14 protein-coding genes are annotated in these 12,769 nt (G+C 60.5%); all 14 read left to right on the top strand.

The window, feature by feature from the left end; all coding sequences use genetic code 11:
- Window positions 1–3 precede the first annotated feature (3 nt).
- The 14 genes from tmk (at window position 4) to araH (ending at window position 12,740) form a co-directional block, all read left to right on the top strand.
- Window positions 4–636, top strand: coding sequence for a dTMP kinase (gene tmk, locus AC07VV_RS26995; protein WP_495037986.1), 633 nt, complete (start codon window positions 4–6; stop codon window positions 634–636).
- Window positions 629–1,612, top strand: coding sequence for a DNA polymerase III subunit delta' (locus tag AC07VV_RS26990; protein WP_495037985.1), 984 nt, complete (start codon window positions 629–631; stop codon window positions 1,610–1,612). The genes tmk and AC07VV_RS26990 overlap by 8 nt, the downstream gene beginning before the upstream one ends.
- A gap of 42 nt (window positions 1,613–1,654) precedes the next feature.
- Window positions 1,655–2,011 (top strand): PilZ domain-containing protein, encoded by a 357-nt coding sequence (locus AC07VV_RS26985; protein ID WP_085704734.1) that lies wholly within the window; start codon window positions 1,655–1,657, stop codon window positions 2,009–2,011.
- Between the two features lie 15 nt (window positions 2,012–2,026).
- On the top strand, window positions 2,027–2,812 hold the full coding sequence (locus tag AC07VV_RS26980) for a TatD family hydrolase (protein ID WP_085730469.1): 786 nt from the start codon (window positions 2,027–2,029) through the stop codon (window positions 2,810–2,812).
- A 341-nt stretch (window positions 2,813–3,153) separates the two neighbouring features.
- Window positions 3,154–3,792, top strand: coding sequence for a TetR/AcrR family transcriptional regulator (locus AC07VV_RS26975; RefSeq protein WP_007950805.1), 639 nt, complete (start codon window positions 3,154–3,156; stop codon window positions 3,790–3,792).
- A gap of 138 nt (window positions 3,793–3,930) precedes the next feature.
- The gene (locus AC07VV_RS26970) at window positions 3,931–4,899 is read left to right on the top strand and encodes a GTP 3',8-cyclase MoaA (protein WP_096820964.1); all 969 of its coding nucleotides are present in this window, start codon (window positions 3,931–3,933) and stop codon (window positions 4,897–4,899) included.
- Between the two features lie 120 nt (window positions 4,900–5,019).
- Complete coding sequence (locus AC07VV_RS26965; RefSeq protein ID WP_007950810.1) at window positions 5,020–5,625, top strand: DUF4823 domain-containing protein; 606 nt, start codon at window positions 5,020–5,022, stop codon at window positions 5,623–5,625.
- 15 nt (window positions 5,626–5,640) lie between these two features.
- Window positions 5,641–6,201, top strand: coding sequence for a DUF1285 domain-containing protein (locus tag AC07VV_RS26960; RefSeq protein WP_115078841.1), 561 nt, complete (start codon window positions 5,641–5,643; stop codon window positions 6,199–6,201).
- 103 nt (window positions 6,202–6,304) lie between these two features.
- Entirely contained in the window at window positions 6,305–7,021 is a 717-nt protein-coding gene (locus tag AC07VV_RS26955) for a FadR/GntR family transcriptional regulator (RefSeq protein ID WP_495037984.1), read from the top strand.
- 24 nt (window positions 7,022–7,045) lie between these two features.
- The gene (locus AC07VV_RS26950; RefSeq protein ID WP_495037983.1) at window positions 7,046–7,921 is read left to right on the top strand and encodes an SMP-30/gluconolactonase/LRE family protein; all 876 of its coding nucleotides are present in this window, start codon (window positions 7,046–7,048) and stop codon (window positions 7,919–7,921) included.
- Between the two features lie 270 nt (window positions 7,922–8,191).
- On the top strand, window positions 8,192–9,010 hold the full coding sequence (locus AC07VV_RS26945) for an SDR family oxidoreductase (protein ID WP_495037982.1): 819 nt from the start codon (window positions 8,192–8,194) through the stop codon (window positions 9,008–9,010).
- Window positions 9,011–9,153: 143 nt separating this feature from the next.
- Window positions 9,154–10,158 (top strand): substrate-binding domain-containing protein, encoded by a 1,005-nt coding sequence (locus AC07VV_RS26940; protein WP_495037981.1) that lies wholly within the window; start codon window positions 9,154–9,156, stop codon window positions 10,156–10,158.
- Window positions 10,159–10,214: 56 nt separating this feature from the next.
- Window positions 10,215–11,759: an L-arabinose ABC transporter ATP-binding protein AraG gene (gene araG, locus AC07VV_RS26935; RefSeq protein ID WP_495037980.1), complete on the top strand. Its 1,545-nt coding sequence runs from the start codon at window positions 10,215–10,217 to the stop codon at window positions 11,757–11,759.
- 12 nt (window positions 11,760–11,771) lie between these two features.
- The gene (araH, locus tag AC07VV_RS26930; RefSeq protein ID WP_085697229.1) at window positions 11,772–12,740 is read left to right on the top strand and encodes an L-arabinose ABC transporter permease AraH; all 969 of its coding nucleotides are present in this window, start codon (window positions 11,772–11,774) and stop codon (window positions 12,738–12,740) included.
- Window positions 12,741–12,769: the final 29 nt, after the last annotated feature.

The raw sequence follows: 12,769 nt of genomic DNA, 5'->3' as shown, positions 1-12,769 counted from the left end.
CCTGTGACTGGCTTGTTTATTACCCTGGAAGGCCCGGAAGGCGCCGGCAAGAGCACCAACCGCGAATTCCTCGCCGAGCGCCTGCGCGCCGCCGGTATCGAAGTGGTGCTGACCCGCGAGCCCGGCGGTACGCCGCTGGCCGAGCGTATTCGTGAGGTGTTGCTGGCCCCGGTCGACGAAGTGATGAACCCGGACACAGAGCTGCTGCTGGTGTTCGCCGCCCGTGCCCAGCATCTGGCTGAGGTCATTCGCCCGGCACTGGCCCGTGGCGCCGTCGTATTGTGCGACCGGTTCACCGATTCGACTTACGCTTATCAGGGTGGCGGTCGCGGTCTGTCGCTGGAGCGTATCGCTGCGCTGGAGACTTTCGTTCAGGGCGACCTGCGTCCCGACCTGACGCTGATTTTCGATCTGCCGGTGGAAATCGGCTTGGCCCGCGCCAGCGCCCGGGGTCGTCTGGATCGCTTCGAGCTGGAAGGGCGGGCGTTTTTCGAGGCGGTGCGCAGTGCGTTCCTCAAGCGTGCCGAAGCCGATCCTGCGCGTTATGTGCGGATCGACGCCGGTCAGCCGTTGGCCAAGGTTCAACAATCGCTGGATACCCTGATTCCGAACTTGCTGGAGCTGTGCCGTGGCTGAGGCCTATCCGTGGCAGGACAGTCTCTGGCAGCAACTGGCCGGACGCACCCAGCACGCCCACGCGTATCTGCTGCACGGTCCCGCCGGGATCGGCAAGCGCGCGTTGGCCGAGCGGCTGATGGCCAGTCTGCTGTGCCAGCGTCCGACGCCTGAAGCCTGCGGCGAGTGCAAATCCTGCCTGCTGCTCAAGGCCGGCAGCCACCCGGACAATTACATCCTAGAACCGGAAGAAGCGGACAAGGCGATCAAGGTCGACCAAGTGCGCGATCTGGTCAGTTTCGTGGTGCAGACCGCGCAACTGGGCGGTCGCAAGGTGGTGCTGATCGAGCCGGTGGAGTCGATGAACATCAACGCCGCCAACGCCTTGCTCAAGAGCCTTGAAGAGCCGTCGGGCAATACCGTGCTATTGCTGGTCAGCCACCAGCCGAGCCGTTTGCTGCCGACCATCAAGAGCCGCTGCGTGCAACAGGCCTGCCCGCTGCCGAGCGAATCCATGAGCCTGCAATGGCTGGCTCAGGCACTGCCGGAATGTTCCGAAGAGGAGCGTGTCGAACTGTTGACCCTGGCCGCCGGCTCGCCGTTGGCCGCCGTCACGTTGCAGGGGCAGGGCGTGCGTGAACAGCGCGCGCAGGTTGTGGAAGGTGTGAAGAAGCTGCTCAAGCAGCAGCAATCGCCGACGCAACTGGCCGAAGAATGGAAAAATATTCCGATGCTGCGTCTGTTCGACTGGTTCTGCGACTGGTCGAGCCTGATCCTGCGCTATCAATTGACCCAGGATGAAGCGGGCCTCGGCCTGACCGACATGCGCAAGGTCGTGCAGTACCTGGCGCAGAAAAGCGCCCAGCGTAAAGTCCTCGATATCCAGGACTGGATTCTCGCCCAGCGCCAGAAAGTCCTGAGCAAGGCCAACCTCAATGCCGCGTTGCTGCTGGAAGCGTTGTTGGTGCAATGGGCGAGTCTGCCTGGCCAAAGATAAGAATGTGTACCTAGACTCTGAACATCAGCAGTGGAGGTCAACATGAATGAACCCGTCAGCCCGGGGCCGCGCAACGGCATCTTGTCCCTGACCATCAAGGACAAGTCTGTCCTTTACGCCGCTTACATGCCGTTCATCAGGAATGGTGGCCTGTTCATCCCGACCAACAAGAGCTACAAGTTGGGCGACGAGGTGTTCATGTTGCTGAACCTGATGGACGAGGCGGAAAAGATTCCAGTGGCCGGCAAAGTCGCCTGGATCACCCCCAAAGGCGCCCAGGGCAATCGCGCTGCCGGCGTCGGCGTGCAATTCAACGATGGCGACAACACCGCGCGCAGTCGCATCGAAACTCATCTGGCCGGAGCCCTTAAGTCCGACCGTCCCACTCATACGATGTAAGTTGCAGTCCTTTTTATGCTCGTAGATTCCCATTGTCACCTTGATCGACTCGACCTCGCCGTTCACGACGGTTCCCTGGATGCCGCACTGGATGCGGCCCGTCAGCGCGGCGTCGGGCATTTCCTGTGCATTGGCGTCAGCGCCGATAACGCCGCCGACGTCAAAGCCCTGGCCGAGCGTTACGACGACGTCGATTGCTCGGTTGGCGTGCATCCGCTGGATGTGCAGCCGGGCGCCGCGCCGGCGCTGGACTGGCTGCTGCACGAGCTCAATCACCCGAAAGTGGTGGCGATCGGCGAAACCGGTCTGGACTACCACTACGAGCCGGAAGCCGCCGAGTTGCAGCAGGAGTCTTTCCGTCTGCACTTGCAAGCCGCGCAACAGACCGGCAAACCGGTGATCATCCACACCCGTGGTGCCCGCGCGGACACGCTTGAATTGTTGCGCGAAGCTGCGCTGCCCCAGGCTGGTGTGCTGCATTGCTTCACCGAAGACTGGGACATGGCCAAGGCCGCGCTGGACATGGGTTATTACATCTCCCTGTCGGGCATCGTCACGTTCCGCAATGCCGATGCGCTGCGCGACGTGGCGAGCAAGGTCCCGGCGGATCGCCTGCTGGTGGAAACCGATTCTCCGTACCTGGCACCGATCCCTTATCGCGGCAAGCCGAACCTGCCGCAATACGTGCGGGAAGTGGCAGAGTTTCTGGCGATGCTGCGGGGCGAGAATTACGAGCGCTTTGCCGAGCAGACCACCGAGAACTTCAAGCGACTGTTTCCGCTGGCGCACGTAAAAGCCTGAATCGCAGGCAAAAAAAACCCGGGTTCTGGGGGGTGAATCCGGGTTAAGACCATTAGGAGTAAAACAAAGGCACGCGGTCCCTTGGTACCTTTACCGGCGCGACACTTGGGGGAGATGTCGCCCGACAGTTCAAGTATTGATCAGTCTGGCGTTCAGTCCAGTTGGCCGGTCGGGGTTTTTAAACAAATTTGGAATACGTTCGCTTCGGTTATGTTCTCATTCCCCCCGAAACGTTCGTGAAATGAACAAGAAACACAGATATGGTCGGATGATCCGTGCATTTTTGCGCAAGTTAGGCATAATACGCGGCTTCGAATTTTGACCCCTACAGACCTTTTCTTATGCACAAAGAACCTCGTAAGGTCCGTGAGTTTCGTCGCCGCGAGCAAGAAATTCTCGATACCGCGCTCAAGCTGTTCCTCGAACAAGGTGAAGACAGTGTCACCGTCGAGATGATTGCTGATGCCGTGGGTATCGGCAAAGGCACGATCTACAAGCACTTCAAGTCCAAGGCGGAAATCTATCTGCGCCTGATGCTCGATTACGAGCGTGACTTGAACGAGCTGTTGCATTCGGCCGATGTCGACAAGGACAAGGAAGCCCTGTCCCGTGCCTACTTTGAATTCCGCATGCGCGACCCGCAGCGCTATCGCCTGTTCGATCGCCTGGAAGAGAAGGTGGTCAAGGGCAATCAGGTCCCGGAGATGGTCGAGGAGCTGCACAAGATCCGTGCCTCGAACTTCGAACGCCTGACCCTGCTCATCAAGGGCCGCATCAGCGAAGGCAAGCTCGAAGACGTGCCGCCGTACTTCCACTACTGCGCATCCTGGGCGCTGGTGCACGGCGCGGTGGCGCTGTATCACTCGCCGTTCTGGAGCAATGTGCTGGAAGATCAGGAAGGTTTCTTCCAGTTCCTGATGGACATCGGCGTGCGCATGGGCAACAAGCGCAAGCGCGACCCTGAAACGCCAAGCAGCTGAATCATTCAGTCGCCTTATGCGCCGTGTTTTTCGCTACATGGCGCAGTACCGCAGGAATATACTCAGGCATAGGGCTTGCTAAAACTTGAATTGTGAGTCAAGTTTTAGCCGCTCGATTTTCCATCGCCGGAGTGCTTCATGATCGTTGACCGTCAAGGCAGGCGTTTTCGCAATTTGCGGATCAGTCTGACCTCAGCCTGCAATTACGCCTGTACCTATTGCGTGCCCAACGGCAAGCGGCTGGTGGCTGCGCAGGATGAACTGTCGGCCGAGGCTATGGCACGCGGCGTTGCCTATCTGATCGAAGCCGCCGGCATCGAACGCCTGCGCATCACCGGTGGTGAGCCACTGGTCAGTCCCAAGCTCGAATCTTTCATGAGCGCCGTCGGCAAGATGGGCCTGGAAGACATCAGCCTGACCACCAACGGCCAGCTCCTGGCGAAAAAACTCCCGCTGCTGGTCGATGCCGGCCTGCGACGCATCAACGTTTCCCTCGATACCCTGGACGCCGGCGCGTTCCGCAGCATTGCTCGTGGCGGCGACCTGGCCACCGTGCTCGACGGCATGGATCAGGCTGCAGCGGCGGGAATGAAGATCAAGGTCAACATGGTGCCGTTGCGCGGACAGAACCTCGATCAGGTGATGCCGCTGCTCGATTACTGCCTTGAGCGCGGCTTTGAACTGCGCTTCATCGAGCTGATGCGCATGGGCCACCTGGCCACCGATTCCAATGCCTTCCTGCAACAGTTCGTCAGCCTGCAACAGTTGCTGAGCCTGATCGGCGAACATTACGAGTACGCGCAAACCGACGCGCCGGTGGACGCCACGGCTGTTCGCTATGCGATTCCCGGTCTCGGCAACTTCGGCGTGATCGCCAACGAAAGCGTACCGTTCTGCCGAACCTGCTCGCGCCTGCGCCTGTCGTCGACCGGATGGCTGCATGGTTGCCTGTCATCGAGCAATCGTCACTACGTCGGTGACCTGCTCGACAAGCCGCGTCACGAAGCGCTGCCGGCGTTGCAGCGACTGCTGGTCAAGGCCTTGGGCGACAAGCAGGAAGTCGCATTCTCCGGCGGCGCGACGGTCATGAAGATCATCGGCGGCTGAGCCCCTCACCACAAAAGCTTTATTTCAAACCGGATACCTGCACATTTCCACGGACTGGCGCAAAAGCTGCATCCTACGGCCATTCGCCGGTTTTCCGTCACCGGCTTCTGGAGGATTAGGATGCGTAGCCTGGTTTTGCTGCTGGCCGTTTTGGCGCTGGGCGGCTGTATGACTGTCAGTGACATGGCCGAAGGGACTCGCTACCAGATGAGCGATGCAGGTCTGCTGGATCACAGCGACAGCCGCCGCGTAAACAATTTCCGCATTCAGCCGGATTCGTTCATCTACATCGCGCAGGGGTCGTTTGCGCCACCGGGTGGTTCTTACCCGCGTCCCAACGTCGTCGCCGAAGAGGCCTTCAAAGGTTTCGTCGAATACTTCCCGATGGTCCGCCGCGCCCGTGCGCCGGAAGGCCTCGACCAGGCAATGGGCGAAGCCCGCGACGCCGGTGCTCATTACTTGCTTTACACCCGTTTCGCCAAGGCCGACGACCGCATCGGCAACTCTGATGAATGGCTGGATCAGGAAGCTGTGGATCGCCTCGGTATCGACGGCGGCGTGATTCAGATCATGTTGATCGAGACCAGCACCCAGTATTTGATTGATACTGCACGGATCAAGAGTCGTGGCGGTTTACTGACGTTCCACGATAACAAGCCCGAAGACCTGATCGGCCCGCCGCTGGCGCAATACGCGCGCAGCTTGCTGGGCGTCGGGGACCAGTAATTCAAGGAGTACGCCATGAGTGGCCCGCAAAAAGCCAATGACCTGCTGGGGCAAATCCCCAAAACCAAAGGCTTGCCGCCGGTGCACTTGTGGAACCCGGATTTCTGCGGCGATATCGACATGCGCATCGCCCGCGACGGCACCTGGTACTACCTGGGCACGCCGATCGGGCGCAAGCCGATGGTCAAGCTGTTCTCCACCATCATCCGCCGCGATGGCGATGATTACTTCCTGATCACTCCGGTGGAGAAGGTCGGGATCAAGGTCGATGACGCGCCATTCGTGGCGATTGCCGTCGAGGTGGAAGGCGAGGGTGAGGCGCAAGTGCTGCGCTTTACCACCAACGTCGATGAAACCACCGAGGCCGGCCCGGAACATCCGATCCGGGTCGAGATTGACCCGACAACGCAAGAACCTGCGCCCTACGTGCATGTGCGCACCAACCTCGAAGCGCTGATCCACCGCAACGTGTTCTACCAATTGGTCGAACTGGCAGTCAGCCGAGAAATCGATGGCCAGCGCTGGCTCGGCGTCTGGAGTGGCGGCGAGTTCTTCCGCATCGGCCTCGAACCTTAAAAAAACCGCAGTCTGTGAAAGCAGGCTGCGGTTTTTTTGTCGTTGACTCCCAATCGTATGATGATTAGCGTAGACACCCACAGCGAACAGCTTCGGGGTGTCCATGTCGAGCAGCTTTCACGCATCAACGGTTGACTGGCTGGGCGCCTGGATTGCCGCCGGCCAGGTGAAACCGGGGCAGGCGATCAAGGTCGAGGCCGATCTGGGCGAGCAGCTCGGTGTCAGCCGCACCGTGATCCGCGAAGCCATCAAGACCCTCGTCGCCAAAGGCATGCTCGAAGTCGGGCCGAAAGTCGGCACGCGGGTGCTGCCGATCAAGCGCTGGAACCTGTTCGATCCGCAAGTGGTGGGCTGGCTGTCACGCAGCGGCCTGCCGGAAAATTTCGTCGATGACCTGCTCGACCTGCGCCGCACCATCGAGCCGATGGCGGTGCGCTGGGCCTGCGAGCGGGCAACCGTCGAACAGGTGCAAGCCATTCAGCAGGCCTACAACGCCCTCGAGCGGGCAGTGGACAGCGGCATCGATTACAACCGCGCCGACCAGTTCTTCCACGAATGCATTCTCGCCGCCAGCCACAATCAATTCATCGAGCAAATGGTGCCGGCCCTCGGCGCGTTGCTCGCCGTGTCCTTCGAAGTATCCGCTGCCGACCCCGACGAATTGCGCCGCACCTTGCCCATCCACAAAGACATGGCCGACGCCATCGCCGCCCGGGATGCCGCGCGTGGGGTGTGGGCCTGCATGACCCTGATCGACAATGCCGACCTGGCCATCAAGCGTTTTTACCCCCAGGTGATGGCCGACAAGAAAGCCAGCTGACAAAACAACAAGACAGGAGGTTGCATGACGTGGACTGCGGTGACAGAGCATCGGGCGCAACTGGGCGAAGGCCCGTTCTGGGACGCACCGACCCAGGCGCTGTACTGGGTCGACATCGCCGGCAGACAGGCACTGCGCCTGATCGGTGCGAACGTGCAGATCTGGCAGATGCCGGAGCACGTCTCGGCGTTCATTCCCTGCACCAGCGGCGACGCGCTGGTGACCCTGAGCAGCGGCGTCTACCGGCTCGATCTCGATTCCCCCGGACTTGAGCCGCGACTGACGCTGTTCTGCGTCGCCGATCCGCAACCGGGCAACCGCGCCAACGAAGCGCGTTGCGATGGCCAGGGCCACTTGTGGCTCGGCACCATGCAAAACAACATCGGCGAACAGGGCGAAGATCTGCCGATCACCCGTCGTTCCGGCGGATTGTTCCGAATTGATCCGGATAAAAAAGTCACGCCATTGCTGCGTGGCCTGGGGATTCCCAACACGCTGCTCTGGAGTGACGACGGCACCACGCTGTTGTTCGGCGACAGCCTCGACAGCACCTTGTATCGCTATTTCATCCACACCGACGGCAACCTCGACACGGCCCGGTCTTGGTACGGCGCCGATCAGAACGGTGGCCCGGACGGTTCGGCAATGGACGCCGAAGGTTATGTGTGGAACGCCCGCTGGGACGGCAGCTGCCTGCTGCGCCTGACACCGGATGGCCAGATCGACCGCAAGATCGATCTGCCGATCAGCCGCCCGACCAGTTGCGTATTCGGCGGCACCGACCTGAAAACCCTGTACATCACCAGCGCCAAAAGTCCGCTGAATCACCCGCTGGACGGTGCCGTGTTGTCGTTGCGGGTGGACGTCGCCGGAAAGCTCTGTACGCGTTTCGCAGGATGAATCCCAAAATATGGGATGCAAAATTATATATTGAGATTATTCGGCGGTCGGGTTTATAGTCGGCTCCAGCAGTAACACGCACTCACACTTAAAAAGAACAAAACAGGTGAAGTGATGCAGCGAATCTCTATCGCACTCCTCAGCGGAGTCAGCGCTTCGGGCCGTTCCAGTGCCGGAGCGTGCGCTCGCCTGTTGTGTTCCCAAAGCCTTCCAGACCGGACATCGTCAGATGCCCGGTTTTTTTATGCTTTCGAACAGGAGTCCTGATTCATGGCTGAACCCCTTTCCTTGCCGCCAGTGCCCGAGCCACCCAAAGGCGAGCGTCTGAAAAACAAGGTTGTGTTGTTGACCGGCGCCGCCCAAGGCATTGGCGAAGCGATCGTCGCAACCTTCGCCTCGCAGCAGGCCAAACTGGTGATCAGCGATATCCAGGCTGAAAAAGTCGAGAAAGTCGCCGCGCACTGGCGCGAGCAGGGCGCCGATGTGCAAGCGATCAAGGCCGACGTATCGCGTCAGCAGGATCTGCACGCCATGGCCAAACTGGCCGTCGAGCTGCACGGTCGTATCGACGTGCTGGTCAATTGCGCCGGGGTCAACGTGTTCCGCGATCCGCTGGAAATGACCGAAGAAGACTGGCGCCGCTGCTTTGCCATCGACCTCGACGGCGCGTGGTATGGCTGCAAGGCCGTGCTGCCGCAGATGATCGAGCAGGGCATCGGCAGCATCATCAACATTGCCTCGACCCATTCCACGAACATCATTCCCGGCTGCTTCCCGTACCCGGTGGCCAAGCATGGCCTGCTCGGCCTGACTCGCGCGCTGGGCATCGAGTACGCGCCGAAGGGCATTCGCGTCAACGCGATTGCGCCGGGCTACATCGAAACCCAGCTCAACGTCGATTACTGGAACGGCTTCGCCGACCCGCACGCCGAGCGCCAGCGCGCCTTTGACCTGCATCCGCCAAAACGCATTGGTCAGCCGATTGAAGTGGCGATGACCGCCGTGTTCCTGGCCAGTGATGAAGCGCCGTTCATCAACGCCTCGTGCATCACCATCGATGGTGGTCGCTCGGTGATGTACCACGACTGAAAACCGGATTCCAGGTGGAAAGGTCCGCCTGAAATTCAATCATCATACGATATGACTATTGTCCTGATGATTTACGGGAACATGCTTCGACCGCTTCAACGCTTTTCAAATAACGCTCAAGAAAAATAACAAGGAGTCTGCTTATGAAACGTCGTTTCGGGATTCGTACCCTGTGCAGTGCCGCGCTGGCGGCCACTGCGTTCAGCCTGAGCGGTTCGCTGCTGGCCGCCGATCCGGTGAAGATCGGTTTCCTGGTCAAGCAGGCTGAGGAGCCGTGGTTCCAGACCGAATGGGCCTTCGCCGAAAAAGCTGCCAAGGACAAAGGCTTCGAGCTGATCAAGATCGCCGTGCCGGACGGCGAGAAAACCCTCTCGGCCATCGACAGCCTCGCGGCCAACGGCGCCAAGGGCTTCGTGATCTGCCCGCCGGACGTGTCCCTCGGCCCTGCGATCATGGCCAAGGCCAAGCTCAATGACCTGAAAGTGATTGCCGTGGACGACCGTTTCGTCGACGCCAACGGCAAGTTCATGGAAGAGGTGCCGTACCTCGGCATGGCCGCATTCGAAGTCGGCCAGAAGCAGGGCGCCGCGATGGCCGCCGAAGCGAAAAAACGTAACTGGGACTGGAAAGACACCTACGCGGTAGTCAACACCTACAACGAACTCGACACCGGCAAGAAGCGCACCGACGGCTCGATGAAGGCACTCTTAGATGCCGGCATGCCGAAAGAGCACATCCTGACCGCCGCCCTGAAAACCCTCGACGTACCGGGCAGCATGGACGCCACCAACTCGGCGCTGGTCAAGCTGCCGGGCGCGGCGAAGAACCTGATCATCGGCGGCATGAACGACAACACCGTGCTCGGCGGCGTGCGCGCCACCGAAGCCGCCGGCTTTGCCGCGGCCAACGTGATCGGCATCGGCATCAACGGCACCGACGCGATCGGCGAGCTGAAAAAACCCAACAGCGGCTTCTACGGTTCGATGCTGCCGAGCCCGCACATCGAGGGCTACAACACCGCGAGCATGATGTACGAGTGGGTCACCACCGGCAAAGAACCGCCGAAGTACACCGCAATGGACGACGTCACCCTGATCACCCGCGACAACTTCAAGCAAGAGCTGGAAAAGATCGGCCTGTGGAACTGACGGCAGCGACGGCCCGGGCAGCCGGGCCGTTTGAACGGTGTGATGAGGTGGCTTAAATGCACGCGCAAGTACAAACACAACAACACAGCGCCAGCGGCAGCCTGCGTTTCAACGGGATCGGCAAGACCTTCCCCGGTGTGAAGGCGCTGGACGGCATCAGCTTCGTCGCCCATCCCGGGCAGGTGCACGCCTTGATGGGCGAGAACGGCGCCGGCAAATCGACCCTGCTGAAAATCCTCGGCGGCGCCTACATTCCGAGCAGCGGCGAACTGCAGATCGGCGAGCGGACGATGGCGTTCAAGTCCACTGCCGACAGCATCGGCAGCGGCGTGGCGGTGATTCACCAGGAGCTGCATCTGGTGCCGGAAATGACCGTGGCCGAGAACCTGTTCCTCGGCCACCTGCCGGCCAGTTTCGGCCTGATCAATCGCGGTGCGCTGCGTCAGCAAGCCCTGGCTTGCCTCAAAGGCCTGGCCGATGAAATCGACCCGCAAACCAAGGTCGGGCGCCTGTCCCTCGGCCAGCGGCAACTGGTGGAAATCGCCAAGGCGTTGTCCCGTGGCGCCCATGTGATCGCGTTCGATGAGCCGACCAGCAGTCTCTCGGCGCGGGAAATCGACCGGTTGATGGCGATCATCGGCCGGCTGCGCGACGAGGGCAAAGTGGTGCTCTACGTCTCCCATCGCATGGAAGAAGTGTTCCGCATCTGCGACGCGGTCACGGTGTTCAAGGACGGTCGCTACGTGCGCACCTTCGACGACATGAGCCAGTTGACCCACGATCAACTGGTGACTTGCATGGTTGGGCGCGACATTCAGGACATCTACGATTATCGCGGCCGCCCGCGCGGTGCCGTGGCGCTGAGAGTCGATGGCTTGCTCGGCCCGGGCCTGCGTGAGCCGATCAGTTTCGATGCGCACAAAGGCGAGATTCTTGGCCTGTTCGGACTGGTCGGGGCAGGGCGCACCGAGCTGTTCCGGTTGCTCAGTGGGCTGGAACGCAACACCGCCGGACGCCTGGAATTGCGCGGTCATGAACTGAAGCTGCGCTCGCCCCGTGATGCGATCGCTGCCGGGATTCTGCTGTGCCCGGAGGATCGCAAGAAGGAAGGCATCATCCCGCTCGCCAGCGTCGCCGAGAACATCAACATCAGTGCGCGTGGCGCGAACTCCGGGCTCGGTTGCCTGCTGCGCGGGATCTGGGAAAAGGGCAATGCCGACAAGCAGATCAAGGCCCTGAAAGTGAAAACGCCTCACGCCGGGCAGCAGATCAAGTTCCTCTCTGGCGGCAATCAGCAGAAGGCGATTCTCGGTCGCTGGCTGTCGATGCCGATGAAAGTCCTGCTGCTCGACGAACCGACCCGGGGCATCGACATCGGCGCCAAGGCCGAGATCTACCAGATCATCCATAACCTGGCCGCCGATGGCATTTCGGTGATCGTGGTGTCCAGCGACCTGATGGAAGTGATGGGCATTTCCGACCGCATTCTGGTGCTGTGCGAGGGCGCCCTGAGTGGCGAAGTCAGCCGCGACCAGGCCAACGAATCCAACCTGCTGCAACTGGCTTTGCCGCGCCACCGCGCTGACGGCGTGGCGAACTGAGAGGTGACTATGATGACAACCCAAAACGAAACCCTGCCGACCGCGCGCAAACCTCTGGATATGCGGCGCTTCCTCGATGACTGGGTAATGTTGCTGGCGGCAGTCGGGATCTTTCTCGCCTGCACCTTGCTGATCGACAACTTCCTCTCGCCGCTGAACATGCGTGGTTTGGGCCTGGCGATTTCCACCACCGGGATTGCCGCGTGCACCATGTTGTACTGCCTGGCGTCCGGGCATTTCGACTTGTCGGTGGGTTCGGTGATTGCCTGTGCCGGGGTGGTTGCGGCGGTGGTGATGCGCGACACCAACAGCGTGTTTCTCGGTGTCAGCGCCGCGCTGGTAATGGGGCTGATCGTCGGTTTGATCAACGGCATCGTGATCGCCAAGTTGCGGGTCAATGCGTTGATCACCACGCTGGCGACCATGCAGATCGTCCGTGGCCTGGCCTATATTTTTGCCAACGGCAAAGCGGTGGGCGTGTCGCAGGAATCGTTCTTCGTGTTCGGCAACGGCCAGTTGTTCGGCGTGCCGGTGCCGATCCTGATCACCATCGTCTGCTTCCTGTTTTTCGGCTGGCTGCTGAACTACACGACCTACGGGCGCAACACCATGGCCATCGGCGGCAACCAGGAAGCGGCGTTGCTCGCGGGTGTGAATGTCGATCGCACGAAGATCATTATCTTCGCGGTACATGGCGTGATTGGTGCCTTGGCGGGTGTGATTCTGGCGTCGCGGATGACTTCCGGGCAGCCGATGATCGGGCAGGGTTTTGAGCTGACGGTGATTTCGGCTTGCGTGCTGGGCGGGGTTTCGTTGAGCGGTGGGATCGGGATGATTCGGCATGTGATTGCCGGGGTCTTGATTCTGGCGATTATCGAGAATGCGATGAACCTGAAGAATATCGACACGTTTTATCAGTATGTGATTCGAGGTTCGATTTTGTTGTTGGCTGTTGTGATCGACCGGCTGAAACAGCGCTGAGATCAACACTCTCTTGACCCTCTCCTTCG

It is taken from the genome of Pseudomonas sp. GW821-FHT02C04, assembly GCF_059421845.1.
The sequence above is the reverse complement of the archived record's forward strand: the minus strand, read 5'-3'. Positions and strand labels throughout refer to the sequence as shown.

Excerpts from the sequence above, each read along its gene's own strand:
- AC07VV_RS26985 (WP_085704734.1), top strand. The coding sequence starts at position 1,655 with ATGAATGAACCCGTCAGCCCGGGGCCGCGCAACGGCATCTTGTCCCTG.
- AC07VV_RS26980 (WP_085730469.1), top strand. The coding sequence starts at position 2,027 with ATGCTCGTAGATTCCCATTGTCACCTTGATCGACTCGACCTCGCCGTT.
- AC07VV_RS26975 (WP_007950805.1), top strand. The coding sequence starts at position 3,154 with ATGCACAAAGAACCTCGTAAGGTCCGTGAGTTTCGTCGCCGCGAGCAA.
- AC07VV_RS26970 (WP_096820964.1), top strand. The coding sequence starts at position 3,931 with ATGATCGTTGACCGTCAAGGCAGGCGTTTTCGCAATTTGCGGATCAGT.
- AC07VV_RS26965 (WP_007950810.1), top strand. The coding sequence starts at position 5,020 with ATGCGTAGCCTGGTTTTGCTGCTGGCCGTTTTGGCGCTGGGCGGCTGT.
- AC07VV_RS26960 (WP_115078841.1), top strand. The coding sequence starts at position 5,641 with ATGAGTGGCCCGCAAAAAGCCAATGACCTGCTGGGGCAAATCCCCAAA.
- AC07VV_RS26955 (WP_495037984.1), top strand. The coding sequence starts at position 6,305 with ATGTCGAGCAGCTTTCACGCATCAACGGTTGACTGGCTGGGCGCCTGG.
- AC07VV_RS26950 (WP_495037983.1), top strand. The coding sequence starts at position 7,046 with ATGACGTGGACTGCGGTGACAGAGCATCGGGCGCAACTGGGCGAAGGC.
- AC07VV_RS26945 (WP_495037982.1), top strand. The coding sequence starts at position 8,192 with ATGGCTGAACCCCTTTCCTTGCCGCCAGTGCCCGAGCCACCCAAAGGC.
- AC07VV_RS26940 (WP_495037981.1), top strand. The coding sequence starts at position 9,154 with ATGAAACGTCGTTTCGGGATTCGTACCCTGTGCAGTGCCGCGCTGGCG.
- araG (WP_495037980.1), top strand. The coding sequence starts at position 10,215 with ATGCACGCGCAAGTACAAACACAACAACACAGCGCCAGCGGCAGCCTG.
- araH (WP_085697229.1), top strand. The coding sequence starts at position 11,772 with ATGACAACCCAAAACGAAACCCTGCCGACCGCGCGCAAACCTCTGGAT.